The 24736-nt window shown below is 73.3% G+C and carries 23 protein-coding genes and 1 pseudogene; 10 read left to right on the forward strand and 14 right to left on the reverse strand.

The genetic code is table 11. The features are described from left to right. Nucleotides 1–48 precede the first annotated feature (48 nt). The 4 genes from arfB to CKY47_RS02260 form a co-directional block, all read right to left on the reverse strand. Nucleotides 49–480: an alternative ribosome rescue aminoacyl-tRNA hydrolase ArfB gene (gene arfB, locus CKY47_RS02245; RefSeq protein ID WP_306743894.1), complete on the reverse strand. Its 432-nt coding sequence runs from the start codon at nucleotides 478–480 to the stop codon at nucleotides 49–51. A 213-nt stretch (nucleotides 481–693) separates the two neighbouring features. Then, nucleotides 694–1776, reverse strand: coding sequence for a phosphoribosylformylglycinamidine cyclo-ligase (purM, locus tag CKY47_RS02250; RefSeq protein ID WP_371320598.1), 1083 nt, complete (start codon nucleotides 1774–1776; stop codon nucleotides 694–696). 82 nt (nucleotides 1777–1858) lie between these two features. Beyond that, nucleotides 1859–3391 (reverse strand): amidophosphoribosyltransferase, encoded by a 1533-nt coding sequence (purF, locus tag CKY47_RS02255; protein ID WP_306743895.1) that lies wholly within the window; start codon nucleotides 3389–3391, stop codon nucleotides 1859–1861. A gap of 103 nt (nucleotides 3392–3494) precedes the next feature. Beyond that, nucleotides 3495–4226 (reverse strand): maleylpyruvate isomerase N-terminal domain-containing protein, encoded by a 732-nt coding sequence (locus CKY47_RS02260; RefSeq protein ID WP_306743896.1) that lies wholly within the window; start codon nucleotides 4224–4226, stop codon nucleotides 3495–3497. A gap of 402 nt (nucleotides 4227–4628) precedes the next feature. Here CKY47_RS02260 and CKY47_RS02265 point away from each other — a divergent pair, with 402 nt between their 5' ends. The 3 genes from CKY47_RS02265 to CKY47_RS02275 all read left to right on the forward strand — a co-directional run bounded on the left by CKY47_RS02265 (nucleotide 4629) and on the right by CKY47_RS02275 (nucleotide 7308). Continuing rightward, entirely contained in the window at nucleotides 4629–4892 is a 264-nt protein-coding gene (locus tag CKY47_RS02265) for a hypothetical protein (protein ID WP_306743897.1), read from the forward strand. A gap of 122 nt (nucleotides 4893–5014) precedes the next feature. Beyond that, nucleotides 5015–5329: a DUF2563 family protein gene (locus tag CKY47_RS02270; RefSeq protein ID WP_306743898.1), complete on the forward strand. Its 315-nt coding sequence runs from the start codon at nucleotides 5015–5017 to the stop codon at nucleotides 5327–5329. Beyond that, nucleotides 5326–7308 carry an alpha/beta hydrolase gene (locus tag CKY47_RS02275; RefSeq protein WP_306743899.1) on the forward strand — a complete coding sequence of 661 codons (1983 nt, stop codon included), beginning with the start codon at nucleotides 5326–5328 and terminating at the stop codon, nucleotides 7306–7308. Before CKY47_RS02270 ends, CKY47_RS02275 begins: the two co-directional genes overlap by 4 nt. Here CKY47_RS02275 and CKY47_RS02280 read toward each other — a convergent pair. From CKY47_RS02280 to CKY47_RS02310, 7 genes are all read right to left on the reverse strand, one after another. Then, complete coding sequence (locus CKY47_RS02280; RefSeq protein WP_306743900.1) at nucleotides 7305–7646, reverse strand: hypothetical protein; 342 nt, start codon at nucleotides 7644–7646, stop codon at nucleotides 7305–7307. The two genes, CKY47_RS02275 and CKY47_RS02280, sit on opposite strands and share 4 nt — an antisense overlap. Before the next feature lie 14 nt (nucleotides 7647–7660). Beyond that, complete coding sequence (locus tag CKY47_RS02285) at nucleotides 7661–8038, reverse strand: sterol carrier family protein (protein WP_306743901.1); 378 nt, start codon at nucleotides 8036–8038, stop codon at nucleotides 7661–7663. A 23-nt stretch (nucleotides 8039–8061) separates the two neighbouring features. Continuing rightward, nucleotides 8062–8871, reverse strand: coding sequence for an ESX secretion-associated protein EspG (locus CKY47_RS02290; RefSeq protein WP_306743902.1), 810 nt, complete (start codon nucleotides 8869–8871; stop codon nucleotides 8062–8064). A 75-nt stretch (nucleotides 8872–8946) separates the two neighbouring features. Next, a complete protein-coding gene (locus tag CKY47_RS02295) occupies nucleotides 8947–10350 on the reverse strand; it encodes a PPE domain-containing protein (RefSeq protein WP_306743903.1) in 1404 nt (467 codons plus the stop codon). 36 nt (nucleotides 10351–10386) lie between these two features. After that, complete coding sequence (locus tag CKY47_RS02300) at nucleotides 10387–10776, reverse strand: transcriptional regulator (protein WP_306743904.1); 390 nt, start codon at nucleotides 10774–10776, stop codon at nucleotides 10387–10389. Nucleotides 10777–10882: 106 nt separating this feature from the next. Continuing rightward, entirely contained in the window at nucleotides 10883–11485 is a 603-nt protein-coding gene (locus CKY47_RS02305; RefSeq protein ID WP_306743905.1) for a DUF3558 domain-containing protein, read from the reverse strand. Between the two features lie 55 nt (nucleotides 11486–11540). Next, on the reverse strand, nucleotides 11541–13484 hold the full coding sequence (locus tag CKY47_RS02310) for a glycoside hydrolase family 15 protein (protein WP_306743906.1): 1944 nt from the start codon (nucleotides 13482–13484) through the stop codon (nucleotides 11541–11543). A 57-nt stretch (nucleotides 13485–13541) separates the two neighbouring features. Between CKY47_RS02310 and CKY47_RS02315 the strand changes: the two genes are divergently transcribed. Further along, nucleotides 13542–15389 (forward strand): glycoside hydrolase family 15 protein, encoded by a 1848-nt coding sequence (locus tag CKY47_RS02315; RefSeq protein WP_306743907.1) that lies wholly within the window; start codon nucleotides 13542–13544, stop codon nucleotides 15387–15389. After that, the gene (locus CKY47_RS02320; RefSeq protein ID WP_306743908.1) at nucleotides 15386–16408 is read left to right on the forward strand and encodes an alcohol dehydrogenase catalytic domain-containing protein; all 1023 of its coding nucleotides are present in this window, start codon (nucleotides 15386–15388) and stop codon (nucleotides 16406–16408) included. The genes CKY47_RS02315 and CKY47_RS02320 overlap by 4 nt, the downstream gene beginning before the upstream one ends. Nucleotides 16409–16426: 18 nt before the next feature. Here the strand turns inward: CKY47_RS02320 and CKY47_RS02325 are convergent, their stop codons facing one another. Both CKY47_RS02325 and CKY47_RS02330 read right to left on the reverse strand, forming a co-directional pair. Further along, nucleotides 16427–18586 carry a putative bifunctional diguanylate cyclase/phosphodiesterase gene (locus CKY47_RS02325; RefSeq protein ID WP_306743909.1) on the reverse strand — a complete coding sequence of 720 codons (2160 nt, stop codon included), beginning with the start codon at nucleotides 18584–18586 and terminating at the stop codon, nucleotides 16427–16429. Between the two features lie 145 nt (nucleotides 18587–18731). Next, nucleotides 18732–19568 (reverse strand): SAM-dependent methyltransferase, encoded by an 837-nt coding sequence (locus tag CKY47_RS02330; RefSeq protein WP_306743910.1) that lies wholly within the window; start codon nucleotides 19566–19568, stop codon nucleotides 18732–18734. 130 nt (nucleotides 19569–19698) lie between these two features. Between CKY47_RS02330 and CKY47_RS02335 the strand changes: the two genes are divergently transcribed. Both CKY47_RS02335 and CKY47_RS02340 read left to right on the forward strand, forming a co-directional pair. After that, nucleotides 19699–20808 carry a pentapeptide repeat-containing protein gene (locus CKY47_RS02335; protein WP_306743911.1) on the forward strand — a complete coding sequence of 370 codons (1110 nt, stop codon included), beginning with the start codon at nucleotides 19699–19701 and terminating at the stop codon, nucleotides 20806–20808. Continuing rightward, nucleotides 20808–21785, forward strand: coding sequence for a pentapeptide repeat-containing protein (locus CKY47_RS02340; RefSeq protein WP_306743912.1), 978 nt, complete (start codon nucleotides 20808–20810; stop codon nucleotides 21783–21785). Before CKY47_RS02335 ends, CKY47_RS02340 begins: the two co-directional genes overlap by 1 nt. A 125-nt stretch (nucleotides 21786–21910) precedes the next feature. Here CKY47_RS02340 and CKY47_RS36810 read toward each other — a convergent pair. After that, nucleotides 21911–22093: pseudogene (locus tag CKY47_RS36810) on the reverse strand (hypothetical protein); the annotation flags it as partial. 63 nt (nucleotides 22094–22156) lie between these two features. Here CKY47_RS36810 and CKY47_RS02345 point away from each other — a divergent pair. From CKY47_RS02345 to CKY47_RS02355, 3 genes are all read left to right on the forward strand, one after another. Continuing rightward, nucleotides 22157–22471 carry a hypothetical protein gene (locus CKY47_RS02345; RefSeq protein WP_306743913.1) on the forward strand — a complete coding sequence of 105 codons (315 nt, stop codon included), beginning with the start codon at nucleotides 22157–22159 and terminating at the stop codon, nucleotides 22469–22471. Between the two features lie 172 nt (nucleotides 22472–22643). Then, complete coding sequence (locus CKY47_RS02350; protein ID WP_306743914.1) at nucleotides 22644–23489, forward strand: aldo/keto reductase; 846 nt, start codon at nucleotides 22644–22646, stop codon at nucleotides 23487–23489. Nucleotides 23490–23891: 402 nt separating this feature from the next. Further along, nucleotides 23892–24716 (forward strand): lysozyme, encoded by an 825-nt coding sequence (locus CKY47_RS02355; protein ID WP_371320599.1) that lies wholly within the window; start codon nucleotides 23892–23894, stop codon nucleotides 24714–24716. The last annotated feature ends 20 nt before the right edge of the window (nucleotides 24717–24736 follow it).

Below are 24736 nucleotides of genomic sequence, written 5' to 3' on the forward strand. Positions count from 1 at the left end.
ACCGGGGGTGCTTTCGTCAGCCGGTCCGGCGGTCAGCCGGTCCGGCGGTCAGTCCCAGTTGCCGCCGCGCCCGCGTCCCTGCTTGGTCTGCGCCCGCCGCTTCTTCTCCGCGATCCGGCGCTCCTGCGACCCCCTCGTCGGCTTGGTCGCCCGGCGCGCCGGGGGCGGCGCGGCGGCGGCGTCGCGCAGGATGCGCGCGAGCCGCTCCCGCGCCGCCGCCCGGTTCTGCAACTGCGCCCGGTGCTCGCCGGCGACCACCGTGAGCACGCCGTCCACCAGGCGTTTCCCCAACCGGCCGAGCATGCGGTCCTTGAGCCGGTCGGGCACCGACGGCGACGACGCCAGGTCGAACGACAGCTCGACCCGGCTGTCCGCCGTGTTCACGCCCTGGCCGCCGGGGCCGGAGGAGCGCGAGAACCGCTCGCTCAACTCGACCGCCGGCACCACCAGCGTCCGCGTCACGACCAGGTCCTCGGGCATGCGTCCAGGTTAGGAGGTCGACCGGGGCCGGGTCGCCCGGTTTACCGGCTCGTCCAGGCCGAGCAGGGGATTCCCGGGTGCCCCGGCACGGGTGGGTTGGCGGCGTTCCGTTCTCACTTCAACCGATGGCGGTAACGGCGTTTCCGTACGTGTTCGGGCCGTTGTTCACCCGATCGTGAGACCGGTTGCGCTGTCGCCGCAGGTCGAGCGCGTTCAGAACCGCGGGTGGTCGCCGACCAGGGAAGCCCGGGGCTCGTCGCCCTCGGCGCGGACCACGTCGCCCAGCACCCAGGCGGGCACGTGGCGGGCGGTCAGGACGGCCAGCGCGCGGTCGACGTCCTCGGGGGCGACGACCGCCACCATGCCGATGCCCATGTTGAAGGTCTTCTCCATCTCCTCGCGCTCGACGCGACCGCGCTGGGCGATGAGGGCGAAGACCGGGGCGGGCGTCCAGGTGTTCCGGTTCAGGTGGGCGCGCAGGCCCTCCGGCAGGACCCGGGCCAGGTTGGCGGCCAGGCCACCGCCGGTGACGTGGGCGAACGTGCGGACCTCGGTCTCGGCGACCAGGGCCAGGCAGTCCTTGGCGTAGATGCGGGTCGGCTCCAGCATCTCCTCGCCCAGGGTGCGGCCGAACTCCTCGACGTGGCCCTCCAGCGGCATGCGGCCGATCTCCAGCAGCACGTGCCGCGCCAGGGAGTACCCGTTGGAGTGGAGGCCGGACGAGCCCATGGCGATCACGACGTCACCGGCGCGCACGCGGTCGGGGCCGAGCATCGCCGACGCCTCGACCACGCCGACGCCCGTGCCGGAGATGTCGTAGTCGTTCGCGCCCATCAGGCCCGGGTGCTCGGCGGTCTCGCCGCCCAGCAGGGCGCACCCGGCCTGCACGCAGCCCGCCGCGATGCCCTCGACCAGCGCCGCGATCTTGTCCGGCACGACCTGGCCGATGGCGATGTAGTCCTGCATGAACAGCGGTTCGGCGCCGCACACCACGAGGTCGTCCACGACCATCGCGACCAGGTCGATGCCGATCGTGTTGTGCTTGTCCATGGCCTGCGCGACGGCGATCTTCGTGCCGACGCCGTCGGTCGAGGAGGCGAGCACCGGCTCCTTCCAGCGGTCGAGCTTCAGCTGGAAGAGGCCCGCGAAGCCGCCGATGCCGCCGAGCACCTCGGGACGCTGCGCCTTCGCCGCCCACGGCTTGAGCTTCTCCACCGCCTCGTCGCCGGCTTCGATGCTTACCCCAGCTGCGGCGTAGGTCGCCTTGGCGCTGTCCGTCACTTCTCTGTGCTCCATGGTGTCGCGGGGTCGGCGTGGCGACGTCCGCGGTCGGCTCGTGGGCTGGTCGTCGGCTGGTCGTCGGCCCGGTCGGACCCGGTCAGGGCCGGCGCAGGGCGTCCTCGGCACCGTACCCGTTCGTCAGAACGGGAGTGGCCGAGCCCGAGACACCGCGGATGCCCTCCAGGAGGTGCTTGCCGATCAGCGCGTCCTCGGGCAGCGGGATCGGGTAGTCGCCGTCGAAGCACGCCGTGCACAGCCGGGTCTTCGGCTGCTCGCTGGCGGCGATCAGCTGCTCCAGCGACACGTAGCCGAGGCTGTCGGCGCCGACCGACCGGCGGATGCCGTCGTTGTCGAGGCCGTTGGCGATCAGCTCGGCGCGCGAGGCGAAGTCGATGCCGTAGAAGCACGGCCACTTCACGGGCGGCGACGCGATCCGGACGTGCACCTCCAGCGCGCCGGCCTCGCGGAGCATGCGGACCAGCGCGCGCTGCGTGTTGCCGCGCACGATCGAGTCGTCGACGACGACCAGGCGCTTGCCGCGGATCACGTCGCGCAGCGGGTTCAGCTTCAGCCGGATGCCGAGCTGGCGGATCGTCTGCGACGGCTGGATGAACGTGCGGCCTACGTAGGCGTTCTTCACCAGGCCCGAGCCGTACGGGATGCCGCTGGCCTGGGCGTAGCCGATCGCGGCGGGGGTGCCGGACTCGGGCACCGGGATGACCAGGTCGGCCTCGACCGGGTGCTCCAGCGCGAGGCGGCGGCCGATCTCGACGCGCGTGGCGTGCACCGAGCGGCCGGCGATCGTGGTGTCCGGGCGGGCCAGGTAGACGTACTCGAAGATGCAGCCCTTGGGCTCGGGGTTGGCGAACCGGCTGGACCGCAGGCCGTTCTCGTCGATCGCGATCAGCTCGCCCGGCTCGACCTCGCGGACGAACGACGCGCCCACGATGTCCAGCGCCGCCGTCTCGCTCGCCACGACCCAGCCGCGTTCGAGCCGGCCGAGCACCAGCGGGCGCACGCCCTGCGGGTCGCGGGCCGCGTACAGCGTCGACTCGTCGGAGAACGTCAGGCAGAACGCGCCGCGCAGCGTCGGCAGCAGCTCCAGGGCCGCCTGCTCGATGCCGATGTCGGCGGCGTGGGCGGCGAGCAGGCCGCACACGAGGTCCGAGTCGGTGGTCGCGCCGTGCTTGGTGTCGACGCCGGCTTCGCGGGCCTTGACCAGCAGCTCGGCGGTGTTCACGAGGTTGCCGTTGTGGCCGAGCGACAGGCCGGAGCCGGTGGCCGTGGTGCGGAACGTCGGCTGCGCGTTCTCCCACGTGGTGGAGCCGGTGGTCGAGTAGCGGCAGTGGCCGACGGCGACGTGGCCGCGCAGGCTGGACAGCACCTGCTCGTCGAACACCTGGCTGACCAGCCCGAGGTCCTTGAAGACGACCACCTGGCTGCCGTCGCCGACCGAGATGCCGGCCGCTTCCTGGCCTCGGTGCTGGAGGGCGTACAGGCCGTAGTAGGTCATCTTCGCGACCTCTTCGCCAGGAGCCCAGACGCCGAACACACCGCATTCCTCGCGGGGTTCGCGCTCTTCCTGTGCTTCGTGGTCGGTGCGGCCGGTTGCGGACTGGTCGGTGACCACCGAGTGCTCCCTAGCGACGAGGTCGGGCTGCACGACCGAGTGTACGGCGAACGGCGGCCCATCCAGGCCCGTCAGGACCCCGGTGACGTGATGAAACGCACCCTCAATCCATCTTGAGGGCGAACCAGATCTGCTCCTCTCCGGTGCGCTTGACCGGCAACCGGCCCCACAGCCCGTAGTGCACGAGCTGCGCTTCACCCGTGATCCTGAGGTCGGTCTCCTCCCCCGGCCACGCCGCGCGCACCTCCGGCACCAGGCCCGGTGTAAACGTCACCACCCACGCCTCGGGAACATCGGTGAGCTGCACCAGGGCGGTGCCCTTGGCGGTCGGCGGCACGTCGGTCGAGTACTTCGCGGCGAGCAGGGTGGTCAGCACCTCGTCGATGCCGTCCACCGCGAAGTCGGCGTCGCCCACGACCAGTTCGCGCAGTGCGGCCTGCGCGTCCCAGCGGCGCAGGTCGATCTTGTGGGCGATCCGCCGGTGCCACACCCAGGCCAGGTCGGGTGCGGCGGGCGAGAACGTCCAGGCGGTCCGGTTGCCGGGGGTCGCCGGCAGCAGCTCGGCGGCCTTCGCCAGCTGCGCGTCGAGGTACTCCAGCGGCGCCACCCCGGCGGGCGGCGGGGGCAGCCGCAGCTGCACGGTGCTCCCGGTGCGCAGGTACTCCAGGGACGTCTCCAGGAATCGCCCGACGTGCAGGGTCAGGTCCGTGAACGTCCAGCCGGGGCAGCTGGGCACCGCGGCGGCGGGGTCGGCCTTGCCGACCGCCGCTCGGAACATCGCCGCCTGCTCGGTGAACACCTCGGTCCACCGCTGGGTGGTCCAACCTCCGGGCACGTCCCGCCTCCCCGCCTCTGTCTCGCCGCTTGCCGTCGCCCGCCGCTGTCGTCGGTAGGCCGGTCGTTCGGTGGGCCAATCGTGCCGCACCACCCGGACCGCCCGCGCCCGAAGCCGCACATTCATGTCGATGCGGAGGGGAACGACGCGAAGAGGACGGATCGCGCAGCAGGACCGGGCCGACTGGGCGTTGTGTGCACACAACGCCGGACAGAGCGGACCGGACGTGACGACGTCCGGTGACGACCCTGGCCAACGGAGGGAATCGAGGACCGCGCAGGGTGCGGGCGCGCTGGGCCACGGCCGCCTCGACAGCGCCAAGCGGGTCGGGAGAGCTGCGGGCTCGCGTAGCCGTTAGCCGGCTCCCACGGTCCGACCTCCCGACCACGCCAGCGCCGGCCGGTGCGCGGGTCGCCTTCGGTTCGGGGCGACGAACAGAGCCAATCGGGTGATGCGCACACGCAACGCTCGGCCGAGCAGAACCGGGCGCGACGGCGCTCGATGCCGACCTCCTGGCGACGGACACAGCAGGTAGAAGGCGTGTGCCAACAGGAAGCGCATTTCCAGGTGGAACGTGCGGAAGGAGGTGGCGCGGCGGTGCTTGGGTCGGGTCATATTCCTATCGTCGAACGAATGTTCGACATGGGCAAGATCACGATCGAGTGATTCCACCTGGGGGAGACACGCGGGTTCCGGATTCACCCGCCTGGCCCCCTGCTCGGCGGGAACCGGCGAAGATGACGGTGCGTCGCACTTCCAGCGGCCGGCGGCACGAAGGGTGGGGAACCGTGTTCGGTGTGCAACCGGAGACGTTGCGCGCGGCGTCCAAGCAGTTCCACGAGGGTGCGGACGCGACGGGCGACGGTGCTGAGCTGATCTCCATGCTCAGGCTGGAGGCGGACGCGCTGGGCCAGGTGCCCGCCGCCGCCGAGTTCGTGGACGCGCTGGCCAGGTGGGCCGGCGAGCAGTCGGACGACCTGCGCCGGGGCAGCGCCTGGTACCGCGACGCGGGCGACGGCCTCAACGAGAACGCCGACTCCTACCAGCGCGCGGACGACGATTCGAACGCCTCGTTCCGCGGTATCGAAGGGGGCATGGCGTGAGCTACACCGACCCCGAGGTCCTGTACGGGCGGCTGGCGAGCGGTGACGCCGGGCGCGTCGCCGCGGCGGCCGACCCCATCACCGGCGCGCGCAGCGCGGTCGGCCGCGCGGGCGACTCCGTGACGGCGGGCGGTTCCACGGCCGGCTCGACGTGGCAGGGCGGCTCCGCCGACCGGTTCCGCGCACGGGCCGAGCTGTCCACGAAGGCCGCGGCCGTCGCGGGCGAGCGCCTCGCCGCCGGTTCGGACATCGTGCAGGCCGCGTCGCGCGCGTACGCCCAGATGCGCGGCAGCGCCGACCAGCTGATCGACTTCTGGCGCGGCCGCTCGCCCGCCCTGGACGAGGCGCAGACCCGGGACCTGGCCAACCGGGTCAACGCGCAGCTCGACAACGTCAAGTCCGGCTACGAGAACGTCCTGCGCAGTTACGCGGGCGCGCTGGCCAAGGTCCGCCCGGGGTTCGAGGAGACGGCGGGCAGGGACGCGGGCTGGGGCACCGCCGTCGCGACCATGCGCACCACGGCCGCCGTGCCGGGGCCGGGGACCGACCCGAAGCAGGTCGCGGCCTGGTGGAAGTCGCTGACCAAGGAGCAGCAGGACGAGCTGCTGCGGACGAGGTTCCAGGAGCTGGGACAGCTCCGCGGCCTCCCGTCCGGTGTCCTGGACCAGGCCAACCGGATGCGCATCGACGACGACGTCCAGAGGTTCGGGGCGCAGCGCGACCAGCTCGACGCGCAGATGCGGGAGCGGGCGCGGGAGCTGGGCCTCGACCCGGACGACTCCGGCGACATGACCAGGCTGCTCAACGACCCGCGGTACGCCTCCCTGCGCGACCAGTGGCAGGAGGCGTCGACCAAGGCCGAGAACGCGCAGAAGGCCCAGGGCAGCCTCGCCCAGGCGATCGACATCGCCGGGAAGAAGGGCTGGCAGGAGAGCGACGTCCGCGTCCTCGCCTACGACCCGTACGGCCCGCGCGGCGACGGCGGCATCGCGGTCGCGTTCGGCGACCCGGACACCGCGGGCAACCTGGCCGTGTGCGTCCCGGGCACGGGGTCGGACATGGGCAGCTTCGGCCTGGACCAGGCCGCCAACCTGCGCGAGCAGATGGGGCCGAACGGCAACGCCACGATCCAGTGGCTCGGCTACGACGCGCCGGGCTGGGCGATCGGCGAGGTCGACAACCCCGCGCAGGCGCGCGAGGGCGGCGCGAACCTGGTCGCCGACGTGAACGGCTACCGGGCCGCCGCCGAGGCGGCGGGCAACCGCCAGCACCTGACGGTGATCGGCCACTCCTACGGCTCCACGACCGTCGGCTACGCGGGCATGAACGGCCTGGCCGCCGACGACATCGCGTTCATCGGCTCGCCGGGTGTCGGCGCGTCGAACGTCGACCAGCTCTCGGTGGGCCCCGGCCACGTGTACGTGGGCGCGACCGAGCACGACCCGGTGGTCCAGGGCACCAGCAACAGCTGGTTCACCGAGGACGGGTCGTCGGTCGGCCCGTACGACGACCGGTTCGGCGCGAAGGTGTTCGGCACGGCCGACTCGTCGATGATCGGCCACGCGCACTCGGCCTACTACGACAGGGGCACCGAGTCGGTGCAGAACCTGGCGCGCATCGCGACCGGCGACGGCGGCTCGGTGACCGGGCAGAAGTGGTACGACGACCCGCTCGGCCCCTCGCTGCCCGGTTCGCACATCCCGGTCGTCGGACCGGTGGTGGACGTGGTCAGCGGCACGGTGGCGGGTGCGGCGGACCTGGTCGGGGACGCCGGGACCGGCCTCTACAACGCCGGCCGCGAGGCCTGGAACGGCAACTGGTCCGAGGCGGGCACCGGTCTGCTCGACACCGGCAAGGAGATCGTCAGCGACGGTCTCGACGTGGTGGTCGGCGGGGTCGGCGACGTGGTCGAGTTCGGGCGCGACGCCGTCGAGGGCGTCGGCAGCGCGTGGGACAAGACCGTCGGTTCGTGGTTCTAGGCGGCGCGGCAGGGACCGACGTCGGTGGTGAGACCGACGCCGTCGAGGCTGTTGTCGTCCCACTGCCGCACCTTGCACACCAGCACGTCGCCGACCGCGGCCCCCTCGGGGGCCTGGTCGGCGGCCACGGACTCGGTGGAGATCTCGGTGACGGAATCCGGCTTCTCCTGGTCGATCTCCAGGATCAGGCGCGGGCCGGTCGTGGTGCCGGGGGTCACCTGCGTCTCGGGGGTGACGCGGGCGACCTTGAACCGGACGTCGTCCTCCCACTCGCTGCCGCAGCCGACGAGCAGGGAACCCACCGCGAGGACGGCGACACACGCCTTCAGCGCCTTCACCCGACCGAGCTTAGCTAGAAGCGCAGCAGCGGGAGGAGGTTCGAGAGGTCTGCCCTGCTGCCGGAGGCGTTGACCTTCGCGCCGGCGAGCGCGTCCACCCAGGACAGACGGCCCACGGCCAGTTCCAGCCAGGTCCGGGGGTCGGTCTCGACCACGTTGGGCGGGGTGCCGCGGGTGTGCCGGGGCCCCTCCACGCACTGCACGGCGGCGAACGGGGGCACGCGAACCTCCACGCTGCGGCCCGGGGCGGCGCGCTCCAGGGTCCGCAGGGTGAGGCGCACCGCGGCGGCCAACTCCGGGCGGGCCGGCGGATCGGCCTCGCCGGTCAGCCAGGGCAGCACGGCTTCCACCGCGGCGCGCACCTCGTGGGGGTCTACGGGCTTGGACGGCACGCCGCCCAGGCTAGCGCCGGGGGTCAGGGCTGCTTCGCGGCCCGCACGGCTTCCCCGAGCAGCTCCTCCACCTGGTGCACGAGCCGGCGCGAGTCGGTGGGGGTGAACGTCGACCACGGCTCGGACCCGTTGGACGCCCGCCGCTGCTGGAGGTAGCGGCCGTCCTCGGTGTCGAAGAACGCGACCACGCGGTCGGGCCGGCAGCGCTTGCCGTACTTGTCCCGGGCCGCCGCGCCGAAGTTCCCGGTGTGCACGAGACCGGTGAACATCTTCACCAGGGTCGTCGCGTCCTCCTGGCGCACGCCGTGCTCGCGCAGCGAGTTCTCCAGCGACTTGGGCGAGCCGTCGGACTTCTTCACGGCCGCTTCGAGGTCGGCGCTGGGCATGGTGACCGAGTGGCCGGACCCGGCGGGGTGCGCGGGCAGCGCGCCCAGCACGGCGGCCGGCAGGCCGGAACCCGCGGCGTGCCGCAGGGTGAGCCGCGAGTCGGTCAGCGTGGCCAGCACGCCGTGGTCGCCGTTCGCCGCGGCCAGCAGGCGCACGCTCCTGCCGATCCACACCCGGCCGTCGACCTCGCGCTCCGGGCGGGAGAGCAGCCGCAGCAGGTAGTCCAGTTCCGGGGCCAGGCCCCGAGGTCCGCCGAGGCCCCGCGCGGCGAGGCCGTCCCACGCGCGCCGCTCCAGGTCGGCCCGCTCCGCGTGCGTCTTCCCCGGCGAGGGCACCTTGACGACCAGTGGCATCTGCCCCAGGTCCAGGCGCTCCCAGAGCACGTCGAACTCCTCGGCGGAGAGCGTGATCGGCTCCCGCTCCGCCGACCCCCCGAAAAAGGTCACCGCGATCCCCGTCCTCGAAGTCGGGCACGGGCCCGCGCCGTGGACGGCGCGGGCCCGTGCACCTCGACCACCACGCTACTGCTGGGGCACTTCCCCGATCACGGGCGGCGCGACGAGCCGGTCGTCGCCGAACACGTCGTTCGTCTCGACCAGGTAGTCGGCTGCCTTGTGCTCGATGTCGTCCTCGCCGTTGGCGCCCTGCCCGCCGACCATGCCACCGGCCACACCGGCGCCACGACCACCCGCGCCGGGAGCGCCGGGCGCACCGGGACGACCGCCCGCCGGACCGCCGGGGCCGCCGGGGCCGAAGCCGCCGGGCATGCCCGGACCACCGGGGCGACCGGCCGCGCCGGGCCCGTGGGGACCGCCGGGCATCCCGCCGGGGCCGCCCGGGACACCGGGCATCCCGCCGGGGCCGCCGGGCATGCCGCGGAACTGGCCGGGGCCGCCGGGCATGCCACCGCGCGGACCGCCGCCGGGACCACCGGGAACGCCGGGACCGGGCAGGCCGGGGCGACCGCCCGTGGGCGGCAGGCCGGGCCGGACACCCGGACCGCCGGGGCCACCGGGCCCCTTGGGCGGGACCGGAACACCGTTGCCGGGCGGCTTCGGCGGGGTCCAGCCGGGCGGGAACGGGCCGCCGACGGGCGGCTTGGCGCCGGGCGGCGGGGTGGGCAGCGACGGCGGCGGCGTCGGCACGGGGTTCGGCGTCGGGTTCGCCCAGGACGGGTTGGTGGTGCCGCCCGTGGGCGGCTGGCCCGGAACCGGGTTGACCGGCGCGACGGGCGTGCCGGTCGACGGCGGCGCCCACGACGCGTGCGTGGTGCCGCCGCCCTGCTCGGGCGGCGTCCACGTCGGCGTGCTGCGGTACCCGGCGCTGGAGCTGTTGAACTCGCCCGCGCCCGCCGGCGGCGGCGTGTCGATGACGACCTTCGGCGGCGGCACGAACTCGCCCAGCGAGCCGCTGTTCCACTCGCTGTTGGACTGGTAGTTGTTCATCACCTCGACGGCCTTGGCCTCGGCGTTGTCCTGCGCCGCTTCCTGCCGCTCGTGGTCCTGCTGCTGCTGGATGACGTGCATCATCCCGATCGGGCCGGTCAGCGCGCCGAGGAGCTTGTCCCCGGTGGACGGGGCCTCGGTGGTCACCGGGACGGGCTCCGGCATCTCCTTGCGGGCGTCCGCGATGTACTCGCCCTGGAGCTGCGCGGACGTCTTCATCACGTCGGAGCCGCGCTGCGCGTCGGTGGCCCACTCGCCCAGCGGCGACAGGGCCGCCCGGGTCTCGGTCGCGCTGGAGCCCTCCCAGCTCGCGCCGAGCTTCTCCAGGCCCTGGTGGATCGACGTGTCGATCTCGCCGAGCGCCTCGGACAGCGCCTTCCACTTGTCCTCGATGGGACGGGAGGCCGCCACGCCCGGACCGGAGTTGATCATGTTGTACAGCTCGGGGTGCGCGTAACCGCGCCAGCGGTGGTCACCCATGGTGCTCGCTCCCCTCGGGTGCGTTGGTCACGGTGTTCACTGGTTCTCGACGCGTCCCCAGGACGCGGTGTTGTCGCCCTCGACGCGGCGGTAGTCGGCCTCGATGGCGGTCAGCTGGTCCACGACGCCCCGCAGCTGCTCGCGGTAGGCCAGGATCGCGGTCAGCGCGGCCGAGTCGCCCGCCTCGAAGGTGTCCTGGTTGAACTTGTCCGCCGTCTCCTGGCTCACCGGGTCGCCTGCCCAGCGACGCGCGCGCAGCGCCGGCTTGGCGTCCTGCAACTGGGCGTCGAGGCGGTCCAGCGCGTCCGTGAACACCTTGCGGGCTTCCGGGATCGCCGAGGGCTGGATGCTCAGCTTCTGCTGCGTCCCGCTGTAGTCCGGGAGCGACTGCGTCGAACCCCCGCCACCACCATCCGCGATGAACACGACTCACCCTCCTCAGTGCCGCACACACCCCACCGTGTGCATTCGGGACGACTCTAGCTCTGATGCGTGACGCCGGTACGCGGTTCCGCCTCCGGAGGGAGTAGTCCTACCCGTTCACGAGCGTCTCGACGACGGCCCCGGCGACCTGCGGCGCGAGCCGGCACAGCTCCTCCTGGGGCGTGCCCTCGAAGCCGGCGACCTGGACGTCGGCCATCTGCCCGTCGGAGACGTCCACCCCCAGGTAGCAGGTCTGGGGGTCCTCCGGCGAGCTGCCGAGCACGGCGGGGAAGCCCGCGACCTGGAGCTCCTGCGCCTCCACGTCGAAGCTGCCGTCGGTGTACCAGGCGATGCCGGTGGTCGTGACGGCGGTGACGCGCACGCCGTACTTCCGGTCCCCGCGCAGGAAGTCGCAGGTCGGCGACTGGTAGACGGTGGACGTGCTCGCCCGCGGCGGGCGGTCGAGGCCGAACGCGGCGCGCTGCGCCTCGGTCAGCAGCGCGCACGGGTCGGACTTCCCGAGGTCGATCGCCTTCGGCCGGTCGGCGGGCTTCCCGGCGCTCGACCCGGAGGTCGGGGCGGCCGAGGTCGGGGCGGTCGAGCCCGACGCGCTCGTCGGGGTGGGGCCGCCGGCGGTCCCGGAACCGCCCGTGGTCTCGGAGCAGCCCGTGAGCAGGGCCAGGGCGGCGAGCAGCGGCACGACACGGCGCATGGGCCGAACGTAGCGGATCGGCGTCACCCACGAGGTCCACTCCCGCCGGTCCCGCTCAGCGGCAGCCCGCGTAGCGGCACGCCACGACGGCCGGCCGCTCGACCGGCGCGCCCGCGTCGATCGACCACGCCAGCCGCACGTACTGGGCGTGCGTCCAGGCCAGCGGTGTGGCCGACGTCGTCCCGCGCCCGCGCCACACCTGCTCGGGCAGCATCCGGCCGGCGTTGGCGGCGGTGGCCATGTCGGCGAGGCGGCCCCGGGCCGCGCGGTGGTCGCCCGCGAGCAGCTCGTACTCGCCGCGCTCGCCCGCGAAGATCGGCCACGTGCGGCCGTACGTGCGGGTGCCGTCCGAATGGATGTTCCACGGGCCGCCGTCGGCGCGCTCGCCGTACCCGTCACCGTTGTAGCGGTGCCAGAAGCGGCCCACCTTCAGCTGCTCGTCGACGACCCGCACGGTGTTGCGCACGACCGGGTCGTCGTGCGGGCGGACGCCGAGGCGCACCAGTTCGAGGAAGCTCGGGTCCACGGCGGCCCGCTGGTCGATCTCCACCGGGTGGTTGTCGCCGGGGTTGTAGGTGGTGCCCGCGTCGGGCTCGCCGTCCTTGGTGAGCCGCAGGTAGTAGGGCTTCGCGGAGAACGGCCCGGTGCGCGTCACCGTCCACTCCTCCACGCGGCGCTCCCACTCGTCGGCGATGCCGAGGTACCGCGCGGCACGCGGGTCGCCCGCCCGCCGGAGCAGGTCGGCCAGGCACACCAGGCCGGCGATCTCGGCGGCGATCGTGCCGGGCGAGTAGCCGCTCTGGTTCTCCCAGCGCTCCTGCTGCGTGAACGGGGCGTCCGGTTGGGACACCATGAACTCCGCCGCCCTCACGAGTCCGTCCAGTGTGGACCGGTCGGTGCGGCCGAGCAGGTGGGCCAGCAGCATCGGCGCGGCCTGCTCGTCCTGCTGGACGTTCGTCCAGTAGGGCTCGCCGGTGACGCGGGTGTTCTGCGGGAGGTGGCCGTCGGGCTGCTGCTGGACCCGCAGCATGAAGTCGAGGGCGCGGTCGGCGGCGGCGCGGTCGCCGGCGGCGAGCAGCGCGCTCGCCACCTGGTACTGGTCGCGCGGCCAGACCAGCGCGTAGGAGCCGAACTCGGGCGCGATCCCCCGGTCGAAGCCGAACGCCCACGGGAAGCCGGGGGAGGCGACGAACGCGCCGGGGTTGCGCTTGTCCTCGGTGGCGGCGAGCACGAGCACCGACGTGTCGTAGAGCGCGCGGTCGGCGGACCTCGGCCGCGCCAGGGACCCGAGGTAGTCCTCCCAGCCCCGGTCGTAGCGGCGGGCGTGCCGGGCGAAGCCCTCCGCCAGCGACGACCGGGCGGTGCCCAGCGCCTCCCGCGGCGTGGTCCCGAACCCCAGGGACAGGGTGGTGCGCCGGTCGCGGACGCCGTCGACGCGCAGGTCGCCGGTCTGGATGACGTTGCCGGTGGTGGACCCGCGCGGGGTGATGCCCTCGTCGGACACCAGGGCGCCGGCGGCGTGGTCGTCCCGGGCGACCAGCGCGTCCGGCTGGTCCACGGCCGAGTCGTCGTCGCCGTCGCGCGACAGGTTCGGGTCGAACACGACCTGCGCGGTGACGGGCCGGTCGGCGTGCAGCTCCACGTCCGCCAGCACCGCGGCGCGGCCCGGGTCGGTGGTCCAGGTGAACGACGCCCGCCACCCCTCGCCCCGGAAGACCTGCCGGAAGCGCAGCCTGCCGACGGGTTCGGTGCGCGGGTCGGCCGCCTCCCGCCCATCGACCACCAGCTTCAGGTCGCGCGTCGCCGGCGTGCTCAGGTCGGGGTAGAAGACCTCGGTGAGGCCCGTGCGGCCGAGGGTGAACCACACCGGGCTCCCGGCCTGGCGGGCCGTGCCGAAGCCCACTTTGTCGGCCGGCGCGTAGGTGGCCGGTGGACCGGGGACGGTCAGCGCGGTGGCCAGCAGCGCCGCGATCGTCGGCGTCACGCCTAACGGGGTCATGGGGGTGGGGTGCGCAGCACCGAGCGCGCTCAAACGGGTGACCGTAACCTCGGCGGCGTGACGGACACGGGACCTGGGCTGATCGAGGACTACGCGCTGCTGTCGGACCTGCGGACCGCCGCCCTGGTGGGGCGCGACGGGTCGATCGACTGGTTGTGCATGCCGCGGTTCGACTCGCCGTCGTGCTTCTCGCGGCTGCTGGGCACGGAGGACGACGGCCACTGGCGGATCACGCCGACGGGCGAGGTCCGGTCGGTGACGCGGTCCTACCGCGACGGCAGCCTCGTGCTGGAGACGGTGTTCGAGACGGTCGACGGCGTGGTCAGGCTGATCGACACGATGCCGCCCGAGCAGGACCACTGGGACGCCGACACGCGTGTCGTGCGCGTGCTGGAGGGCGTGTCCGGGCAGGTCGAGATGACGTTCCGGTGGGTTCTGCGGTTCGCGTACGGCGACTCGGTGCCGTGGGTGCGGCGCGGCGAGCGGGACGGGCAGGAGTGCGTCGTCGCGCTCGCCGGGCCGTCCGCCGTGGCGCTGTACGGCGACCGCCTGCCGTACCGGGTGCCGGGGGTGCGCGCCCACGAGGCCGTGTTCACGGTCTCCGCCGGCGAGCGGCTGTCGTGGGTGATGGAGTTCGCCTACTCGCCGGACGAGCCGCCCGCGCCGGTCGACCCGGTCGCCGAGGTCGCGCGGTCCGAGGCGTTCTGGCTGGACTGGTCCTCGCGCATCGCCTACGACGGGCCGCACGCGGACGCCGTGCGCCGGTCGCTGATCACGCTGAAGGGCCTGTCGTACGCGCCGACCGGCGGGATCGTGGCCGCGCCGACCACGTCGCTGCCCGAGACGCTCGGCGGCGGGCGGAACTGGGACTACCGGTACTGCTGGCTGCGCGACGCCACGTTCACGCTGCTCGCGCTGGACAACTTCGGCTGCACCGACGAGGCGCTGGCGTGGCGGAAGTGGCTGCTGCGCGCCGTGGCGGGCGACCCGGCGGACCTCCAGATCATGTACGGCCTCGGCGGTGAGCGGCACCTCGTCGAGTGGGAGGTCGACTGGCTGTCCGGGTACCAGGGCGCGCGGCCCGTGCGGATCGGCAACGCCGCGTACCGGCAGCTCCAGCTCGACGTGTACGGCGAGGTCATGGACGCCCTGCACCTGGCGCGCGAGCGCGGGCTGGGCGAGACGCCGGACTCGTGGGCCATGCAGCGCGGCATGATGCGGCACCTGGAGACGGTGTGGCAGATGCCCGACAAGGGGCTGTGGGAGGTGCGCGGGCCGGACCGGCACTTCACCCACTCGCGGGTGATGCTGTGGGTGGCGTTCGACCGGGCCGTGCGGGCGGTCGAGGAGTTCGGCCTGCCGGGTCCGGTGGACCGGTGGCGGGAGCTGCGCGACGAGGTCCGCGACGAGGTGCTGGCCAAGGGCTGGAACGCCTCGCTGGGCTCGTTCACCCAGTACTACGGCGGCACGGAGCTGGACGCGGCGACGCTGCTGATCCCGGCCGTCGGGTTCCTGCCCGGCGACGACCCGAGGGTGCTCGGCACGCTGGAGGCGGTGGCGCGGGTGCTCAAGCGCGGCGACCTCGTGGACCGGTACGAGACCGGGCCGGGTGAGTCCGAAGTGGACGGCCTGGCGGGTGTCGAGGGAAGCTTCCTGGCGTGCTCGTTCTGGTACGTCGACGCGCTCGCGTTGGCCGGGCGGCGCGAGGAGGCGCAGGCGATGTTCGACCGCTTGGTGGGGTTGGCGAACGACGTGGGGCTGCTGGCCGAGGAGTACGACTCCTCGTCGGGGCGGATGACCGGGAACTTCCCGCAGGCGTTCAGCCACCTGGCGCTGGTCAACAGCGCGGCCGTGCTGTTCGGCGGGCACACCCGCGAGGAGCGCGACCGCGGCGGCGTCGCGTGAGGGCGGCGGAGGTCGTGCCGGGCGAGCCCGACGAGTCGCGGGTCGTCGACCGGCCGGAACCGGAGGCGGCGGGCGACCTGCTCGTCGAGGGCCTGCTGGCGGGCGTGTGCGGCACGGACGTGGAGATCGTCCGCGACGGCTTCGGCACGCTGCCGCCCGGTCGGGACCGGATGGTGCCGTTCCACGAGTCGCTCGGCCGGGTGATCAGCAGCCCGACGCCGGACTTCGCGCCCGGAGACCTGGTGGTGGGCGTGGTGCGGCGGCCCGACCCCGAGCCGTGCCCGGCGTGCGCGGTGGACGCCTGGGACTTCTGCCGCAACGGCCGCTACACCGAGCGCGGCATCAAGGAGCTGGACGGCTACGGCGCGCAGCGCTGGACCGTGCCGCCGAAGTTCGCGATCGCGCTCGACGCCGGGCTCGGCGACGCGGGCGTCCTCACCGAACCGGCGTCCGTGGTGGCCAAGGCGTGGGCGCAGGCCGAGGCCGCCGCCGCGCGCGCCCACCTGCCGGTCCGCACCGCGCTGATCACCGGCGCCGGCCCGATCGGCCTGCTCGCCGCGCTGCTCGGCGTGCAGCGGGGGCTCGACGTGCACGTGGTGGACCGCGTCACCGACGGCCGCAAGCCCGACCTCGTCACCGCCCTGGGCGCCACCTACCACCCCGACGTCGACCGGGTCGGCGTCGACGTGGACGTGGCGGTCGAGTGCACCGGCGTGGCCCCGCTGGTCTGGGAGTGCGCCCGCCGCGCCTCGGTCACCGTGCTGGCGGGCATCGCGGGCGAGCACGACCCCGTGCCGCTGGACCCGCACGTGTTCGACGAGGTGGTGCTGGGCAACAAGGCGCTGGTCGGCACCGTCAACGCGGGCCTGCCGGACTACCGGGCGGCGGCCGACGCGCTGGCCGACGCGCCGGCGGCGTGGCTGAACGGCCTGATCACCCGCCGCGTGCCGCTGGAGCGCTTCACCGAGGCGTTCGAGAAGGGCGAGGACGACGTGAAGGTGGTCGTGGACCTGGCCTGAACCGGTCCGGCCCGGCGGTTACCGGCGCAGCAGGTCGTCGATCTCCTCGGGCTTCATCGGCTTGGCGAAGAACCAGCCCTGGCCGGTGTCGCAGCCGATCCGGTGCAGTCGCTTGGCCTGCGCCGGCGTCTCCACGCCCTCCGCCGTGACGCCCAGCTGGAGCGCGTGCGCCAACTGGACGAGGGTGGAGACGATCTGCGCGTCGACCGCGTCCTCCTCGTCGGCCGCGCGCAGCCCCTCCATGAACGAGCCGGCGATCTTCAGCTCGTGCACGGGCAGGTGCTTGAGGTAGGCGAGGTTCGAGTAGCCGGTGCCGAAGTCGTCGATGGCGATGCGCACGCCCATGTCCGACAGCGCGCGCAGCGCCTCCAGCGGCTCGTCGGCGGTGCCCATGATCGCGCTCTCGGTCAGCTCCAGCTGGAGGTGGTGCGGCGGCAGGGCGCACTCGTCGAGGATGCGCTTGACGTCGCGCACCAGCTCGGGGTCGCGGGACTGGCGGACGGCGAGGTTCACCGACACGAACGGCGCGGCCTCGCCGAACTCGTCCAGCCAGCGGCGGGCCTGCTCGCACGCCTTGCGCAGCACCCAGCGGCCCAGCGGGACGATCAGGCCGGTCTCCTCGGCCAGCTCGATGAACCGGTCGGGCGCGAGCCGGCCGAACTCCGGGTGCTGCCAGCGCACGAGGGCTTCCACGCCGACGACCGTGCTGTCCTCCAGCCGCACCAGGGGCTGGTAGTCCACGTAGAACTCGTCGCGCTCCAGCGCCGCGGGCATGGTCGCGGACAGCGTGAAGCGGGCGACCTCCTTGGCGTTGCGGTCCGGGTCGTAGAGCGCCCAGCGGGACTTGCCGTCGGCCTTCGCCCAGTACAGCGTGATGTCGGCGTCGCGCATCAGGTCGGCCGCGGTGGTGCCGGACAGGGTGCGCTCGACGATGCCGATGGACGCGGACACGGTCAGCTCGTGGCCGCCGATGCGGATCGGCGACTCCAGCTCGCGCAGCACGCGGTCGGCGACGTCGACGATGTCCTGCGTGTCCCGCGAGCCCTCCACCAGGATCACGAACTCGTCGCCGCCCATCCGGGCCACCAGCTTGCCCTCGCCGGACACCGACAGGTCGAGCCGGCGACCGACCTCGACGAGCAGCTGGTCGCCGATGTCGTGGCCGAGGCTGTCGTTGATCACCTTGAACCCGTCGAGGTCCAGGTAGCACAGGCCGGCGCGCAGCCGGGCGCGGTTGTTGAACACCCGGCCGAGGCGCTCCAGGAACAGGGCGCGGTTGGGCAGGCCGGTCAGCGGGTCGTGCAGCGCCTGGTAGCGCAGGCGGTTCTGGAGCAGGTGGCGGTCGGTGACGTCCTCGATCATCGCCACCTGGTACTGCGGGTCGCCGTGGTCGTCGCGCACCAGCGACAGCGTCAGGTGCGTCCACACCTGCTCGCCGTCGGCGCGGCGGAACCGCTTCTCGGCCCGGTAGTGGTCGCACTCGCCCGCGGTGAGCTGGTCGTACAGCCGCCAGACGCTGCCACCGTCCTCCGGGTGCATCAGGTCGCGGATGTTGTACTGCCGCATCTCCTCGACGCTGAAGCCCAGCATGTCCTGCAACGCCTGGTTCACGTCGAGGATGCGGCCCTCGATGTCGGCGATGCCGATGCCGATGGCCGCCTCGGTGAACATCGCGCGGAACCGGGCCTCGGACGCGCGCAGCGCCGCCTCGGCCTGGTCGCGGGCGTCCAGCACGGCGGCGCGGATCGCCTCCTGCTCGGCGAGCGTGCGCTCGCGCAACGCGCGGGCGTACCCGGCGGCCAGCGCGCCCTGGAGCGCGGCGAGGCGGGAGCGCACCAGCTCGTCGGGCACGACGCCCAGCTCGGTCAGCAGGTCGTCGCCGAGCAGCTGGACCGTGCGGCCCAGCGTGTCGGTGCCGGTGAAGTGCGCCTCGACCAGCCGCGCGCCGATCTCGTAGCCCGGCGCGGTGCGGAACGGGGTCGCGTGCAGCGCGTGCACCAGGACCTCGGTCAGCGCTTGCAGGTGCTCGGCGACCTCGGTCCGGGTCATCGGGACGTAGCTGCTGCCGATGACCGCCGTGGCCCAGGTCCGCGCGAACGACTCCGCCCCGGCCTGTACGGCGGGGTCGAGGTTCGATCGGCCCGGTGCTGCCACCCGATGGTCAACCTGTTCCGTCATGTCCGCCGGCCTACCGCCACACCCGCAGAGGATACGGCCGGTCGCCGACCGGAGTCGACAACACGGTCGGGTGTGCCTTCACCCGTCGGCGCTTCACCCGACGGGGTTACCCCCGCGGCGGCCCCGTCCCCCGGTCCGGCGTCCATCAGGGCTTCCGCCCCACCGCGCCGAAGCCGATGAAGTTGTCGGCGCCCCCGTGCACGTCGTCGGGCGACTCCGGGCGCCACAGCGGCAGCCGCTCCACGCCCGGGGGGACCAGGTCGAACCCCTCGAACAACGCCTCCACCTCCCGCTTCGAGCGGTAGGTGATCTCGCTGACGCCGCGGTTGTAGGTGCTCTTGGCCTCGTCCCACACCGGGTCCCACTCGCCCTCCTCGTACCCCGCGTGCGAGAGGGCGAGGAAGCTCCCCGGCGGCACGGCGTCCCGGTAGGCGGCCACGACCCCGTGCGGGTCGTCCTCGTCCGCCATGAAGTGCAGCAGCGCGACCATGAGCACGCCGACCGGCCGGTCGAAGTCCAACTGGCGGGCCACCTCGGGCGACCGCATCACGCGGTCGACGTCCCGCACGTCGGTCCGGAGGACGCTGACCAGCGGGTTGCCGGTCAGGATGGCCCGGCTGTGCGCGACCGCGACGGGGTCCACGTCGACGTAGACCACGCGCGCGGACGGGTCCACGGTCTGCGCGATCTCGTGCACGTTGCCCACGGTCGGGATGCCGGAGCCCAGGTCGAGGAACTGGCGGACGCCCTGCGCGAGCAGGTGGCGCACCGCCCGGCGCAGGAAGGCTCGGTGGTTGAGGATCACGTTCTTGAGCACCGGCACGTCGGCGAGCACCTTGTCGGCCACCGCCCGGTCGACGGCGAAGTTGTGCGCGCCGCCGAGCCAGTAGTCGTAGACCCGCGCGATGCTGGGGCGACCCAGGTCGATGTTCCCGGGCGCCCAGGTGGGCCGCTCCACGCTCTCCAAGCCCCTGCTCCTCACGCCGCGATTCCCCGCCGTTGCGGTGACCCACACATCATGGGCCAACCCGGTGAGTCGGCACACCGCTCCTTTGCGCCGAGTTCGCGGATCGATCACCTCGCGTCCCGCCGCCGGGGAGAATGACCCCCTTGTGAGGTACCTCTGGATCGTGGGCGCGGTCGCGGTGGCCGCCGCGGCGGTGCTGCTCGTCGTCCGGCAACGCGGCAGGCACAGCCTGCTCGTCCCCACCCTGATCGGGTCGATCGGAGCGTTCCTGCTGGTCGCGGGCTGGTTGTTCGCGGTGGACCCCGGCGCGCCGAAGCACGAGGCGATCAAGACGGGCGGCCTGGCGGGCGGCGCCGTCGTCGCCCTCTACGCCCTGTGGCTCAACGACCGCAGGCGCCGGACGGACGAGGACCGGCAGGCGGTCGAGGTGCGGCGGCAGCAACTGGAGGACCAGCGCGCCGAGCACGACCGGTCCCGCGTCGCCGACGAGCGGTTCGCCCGGTCGGTCGAGCTGCTGGGCCACGAGGCCGAGCAGGTGCGGGTGGGCGCGATGCACGCCCTCGCGGGCCTGGCGCGGTCGCGGGAGGAGTACCGGCAGACCGTCCTCGACGTGCTGTGCGCCTACCTGCGCCGGCCGTTCGCCACCACCGACGCGGGGGACGCGCCGCGCGACGAGCGCGAGCTGGAGGTCCGGCTCACCGCGCAGCGGCTGGTCGCCGACCTGCTGCCGCGCGACGACGAGCCGGACGCCCGGCGCTACGACCTCGACCTGACCAGGGCCTACCTGGAGTACTTCGACATCTCGCACCGCCAGGTCGGCGACCTCGTCGTGCGCGCCGCCCACCTGGCCGAGTCGAACTCGTTCCACCACGTGGTCGTCCGCGGCGGCGCGTGGTTCACCGACTCGGTCAGCGAGGGCCGGCTGTACCTGCACGACACGACCTTCCACGGCAAGGCGTGGTTCAGCCGCTTCACCTGCCGCGACCGGGTCGACTTCGCGCGCACCCGGTTCCTCGGGCCGAACAAGTTCGCGGGCACGCGGTTCACCGCGCCGGTGGGCTTCGCGGACGCCGTGTTCGCGCGCCCCGTCGACGTCACCGGCGCCCGGTTCCTGGGCGGGGTGGACCTGCGGTCGGCCGGGTCGCAGGCCGCGGCCACGATCGGCATGTACGTGGCGCTGGACCACGAGAACGCGCTGCCGGACGGCTGGGTGGTCGAGCGCCGCCCGGACGGCACCGGCCTGGTGAGGAGCTGATGGTGCGCGGTCGCGGGTTGCTGCTGGTGAGCGTGGTCGCCGCGCTGCTGGTGACGGTGGGCACCACCGCCGTGCTGCTGCTGGTCGACCCGAAGCAGCCGAAGGCGGAGGCGATCAAGACCGGCGGCCTGGCGGGCGGCGCGGTCGTCGCGCTGTACGCGCTGTGGCTCAACGACCGCCGCCGCCGCACCGAGGAGGCGCGGCACGAGCTGGAGAGCGAGAAGGTCGCGGACGAGCGGTTCGCGCGCGCCGTGGAGCTGCTCGGCAACGAGGCCGACCAGGTCAGGCTGGGTGCGATGCACGCGCTCGCCGGGCTGGCCTCGGCCGCGCCGCGTTACAAGCAGACGGTGCTGGACGTGCTGTGCGCCTACCTGCGACGGCCGTTCCACCACCCGGCGTTCGGCAAGAGGCCCGAGGACCCGGACCGGGCGTACTCCGGCCTGTCGCACGAGAAGCGCCTGGAGGAGGTGAGCGCCGAGCACGACCTGGAACTGGTGGTGCGGCAGACCGCGCAGCGGCTGATCACCGACCTGCTGCCGTGGGGCGACGACCCCGACGACACGCCCTACCAGGTGGACCTGACGGCGGCGAGCCTCGTGTACTTCCGGCTGACGGGCCGCCGCTTCGGCCGGCTGATCGCCCGGCGCGCCCAGTTCTACGGCATGACCGAGTTCCGGGAGGTCGAGCTGTCCAAGCCCGCTCTGTTCTCCGGTGGAGCGTTCCACGGACGGGTGGACTTCCGGCACGGCAGGTTCTGCGGCGGCATCTCGTTCCAGGACGTCGCCTTCGCCCGCGAACTTGACGTCACCGGCGCGCAGGTCGCCACGTTCCTGCACGTCAGCCCCATGCCACCGGCGAAGGTGATCGGCTCGCTGGAGGCCCTGGCGGACGTCACGTACCGCGTCGCCCCCCAGGGGTGGCCGCTTACCGGCGACGGGCGACCCGCCGTCCTGCCGGACCACGTCCAGCAGGACTGACGCCGCCGCGCCCGCCGAGGGCGGCGGCCACGACCGTCCGCACGGGGGGCGCGTCCACCACCTCGACGAAGGCCACCCGCGTCGACTAGCCCGCGAACGACCGGGGGCACCAGCGCCACGCCCAGGCCGAAGCCGGCGAAGTCGAGCAGCGAGTGGACGTCGTCGACCGCGACCGCGACCCGCCGGTCCACCCCGGCGGTGGTCGGGGCGCGGTCCACCTCGTCGCGCGTGCCCCGGTCCGGGTTGAGGTCCACGAACGGCCGGCCGCACCGACCGGCGCCGCGCGAACTCCGTCCGCCGAACCGCACGCCAGGGCCAGCGGTTCGGCGGACGGGGTCGACAGCTCCAGGTCGTCACCCACCCGGGTGGACGTGACGGAGGCGAGGTCGAGCCGTCCCGCGCGGACCGGGTCCACCAGCTCGGCCGCCCCGGCCTGGCGCAGCCGGATCTCCACGCCGGGGGTGCGGCTCGCGGAACCGGGCCAGCACGGCGGGCAGGTGCACGGCGTGCAGGCACTGGACGCCGTCCGCGGCCAGCGCGCCGCGCAGCAGGTCCCGCACGGCCGCCACCGCGTCGCGGGCCGCGTCGATCGCGCCCAGCGCGCGACGTGCCCCGACCAGCAGCGCGCGGATCGACGCGGACAGCCCCGACCCGGGCGACGCGTATCCGGCGGGCGGCGCGGGTGAAGTGGCACTCCTCGGCCACCGCGACGAAGTGCTCCAGCCGGCGCAGCTCCACGATGGATCACCCGTACTGCTGAACGGCACCGGGTCCTCCTGTTGGACAGCTCACTGCGTTCGGCCCACGCTGGTGGGGAACCACAACGGCACGAAGACGCACAACGGAGGAAGGTCCACGATGTTGACTCGTCGTATCGGAGGTGTCGAGGTCAGCGCCATCGGCCTGGGCGGGATGCCGATGTCGCTGTCCGGCCGCCCCGAGCGCGACCGGGCGATCGACACGATCCGCACCGCGCTCGACAAGGGCGTGACGCTGATCGACACGGCCGACGCCTACTCGGCCGACGACACCGACTTCGGGCACAACGAGGAGCTGATCGCCGAGGCCCTCAAGGGCGTCGACGGCGTCCTGGTCGCCACCAAGGGCGGCCACACCCGCACCCCGGACGGCGGCTGGGGCCTCGACGGGCGGCCCGAGTACCTCAAGGCCGCGTGCGAGGCGTCGCTGCGCCGCCTCGGCGTCGACGCCATCGGCCTCTACCAGTTCCACCGGCCCGACCCGGACGTGCCGATCGCCGAGTCGGTGGGCGCGCTCGCCGACCTGCTCGACGAGGGCAAGATCCGGCTCGCGGGCGTGTCGAACTTCGACCCGGCGCAGATCCGCGAGGCGAACGACGTGCTCGGCGGTCGGCTGGCGAGCGTGCAGAACCAGTTCTCGCCCGCGTTCCGCTCCAGCGAGCCGGAGCTGGAGCTGTGCGCGGAGCTGGACATCGCGTTCCTGCCGTGGAGCCCGCTCGGCGGCATGGGCTCGGCCGGGCAGCTCGGCGCGAAGTTCGCGGCGTTCGCCGAGGTCGGCGAGGCGCACGGGGTGAGCCCGCAGCAGGCGTGCCTGGCCTGGATGCTCGCCAAGGCGCCGCAGGTCGTGCCGATCCCCGGCGCGTCGCGGCCCGCGAGCATCGCCGACTCGGCCGACGCCGTGCACGTCCGGCTGACCCCGGAGGAGCTGCGCCGACTGGACGGGTAGCGGCCCACCCGGTCGCGGCTGCCGGACAGCGGGCCCCGGGATCGGCTCCCGTGATGCGGGAACGGGCGAATGGCCCGACGATCTAGGCCGTACGTACCAGTACCGCCGACCGAACGGGGGCGTCGATGGCGATGCACACCCGTCCGCGCACCCCGACCGCCCGACCGGGTGCCCGACGACCACGAAGCAGCACGGGGGTCGGTGCCGCGCCGCGGCACCGACCCCCGGCACCGACCCCCGGCGTCACCCCTCCTCCCGGGACCGGGACCCGCCCGCGCGCGGGGCGGCTCGGCGGGCGTTGCTCCGTTTTCGTGACCAATTAACACGAACCCTGGTGAATTGGTTAAACGAGCGGCACACTGCCCAACGAGTCAACCCCCTGCACTGGCTCAAGGAGTCCCGATGAAGAACTTCGCCCGCTCCGCCACGACCCTGATCGCGGTCGTCGGCCTGGCCCTGTCCGGCTCGGCCCTCGCCACCGCCGCACCCACCACCTCCGACGCCAGGTCCGCCGACGCGGCACCCGTCGGCGACCACGCCATGGGCTCGCAGATCCGCAAGCACGAGGGCGGGGACGGCCGGAGCGTCGTGATCGACACCGACCCGGGCGCCCAGGCCGTCGTCTACGGCATCGACGTCAGCGGCCACCAGGGCAACGTCGACTGGGCGTACTGGTGGAACCAGGGCAAGCGGTTCGCCTACGTCAAGGCGACCGAGTCCACCAACTACCGCAACCCGTACTTCGCCCAGCAGTACAACGGCTCGTACAACATCGGCATGATCAGGGGCGCGTACCACTTCGCGCTGCCCGACCGGTCCGGTGGCGCGGCGCAGGCCGACTACTTCATCGCCAACGGCGGAGGCTGGTCGCGCGACGGCAAGACCCTGCCGGGCGCGCTCGACATGGAGTACAACCCGTACGGCTCGACCTGCTACGGCCTGAGCAAGGCCGGCATGACGTCGTGGGTCCTCTCGTTCAGCGACCGCTACCACGCCCGCACGGGCCGCTGGCCGGTCATCTACACGTCCACGAGCTGGTGGAACCAGTGCGTCGGCGGCGACTTCAGCTCCACCAACCCGCTGTGGGTGGCGCGCTACGCGACCTCGGTCGGCACCCTGCCGTACGCCTGGCCGATCTACACGATCTGGCAGTACTCGTCCTCGCCCATCGACCAGAACCAGTTCAACGGCGCCTACGACCGGTTGCAGGCGCTGGCCAACGGCTGACGGGCACGCGTTCCGCCCGC

Source organism: Saccharothrix longispora, from assembly GCF_030852425.1.
Taxonomy (GTDB): domain Bacteria; phylum Actinomycetota; class Actinomycetes; order Mycobacteriales; family Pseudonocardiaceae; genus Actinosynnema; species Actinosynnema longispora.

What these genes read in the sequence shown, in the direction of transcription:
- arfB (WP_306743894.1), bottom strand. Translation starts at nt 480, where the DNA reads ATGCCCGAGGACCTGGTCGTGACGCGGACGCTGGTGGTGCCGGCGGTC.
- CKY47_RS02310 (WP_306743906.1), bottom strand. Translation starts at nt 13,484, where the DNA reads ATGACCCCGTTAGGCGTGACGCCGACGATCGCGGCGCTGCTGGCCACC.
- CKY47_RS02350 (WP_306743914.1), top strand. Translation starts at nt 22,644, where the DNA reads ATGTTGACTCGTCGTATCGGAGGTGTCGAGGTCAGCGCCATCGGCCTG.
- CKY47_RS02355 (WP_371320599.1), top strand. Translation starts at nt 23,892, where the DNA reads ATGAAGAACTTCGCCCGCTCCGCCACGACCCTGATCGCGGTCGTCGGC.
- purM (WP_371320598.1), bottom strand. Translation starts at nt 1,776, where the DNA reads ATGGAGCACAGAGAAGTGACGGACAGCGCCAAGGCGACCTACGCCGCA.
- CKY47_RS02295 (WP_306743903.1), bottom strand. Translation starts at nt 10,350, where the DNA reads ATGGGTGACCACCGCTGGCGCGGTTACGCGCACCCCGAGCTGTACAAC.
- CKY47_RS02340 (WP_306743912.1), top strand. Translation starts at nt 20,808, where the DNA reads ATGGTGCGCGGTCGCGGGTTGCTGCTGGTGAGCGTGGTCGCCGCGCTG.
- CKY47_RS02305 (WP_306743905.1), bottom strand. Translation starts at nt 11,485, where the DNA reads ATGCGCCGTGTCGTGCCGCTGCTCGCCGCCCTGGCCCTGCTCACGGGC.
- CKY47_RS02325 (WP_306743909.1), bottom strand. Translation starts at nt 18,586, where the DNA reads ATGACGGAACAGGTTGACCATCGGGTGGCAGCACCGGGCCGATCGAAC.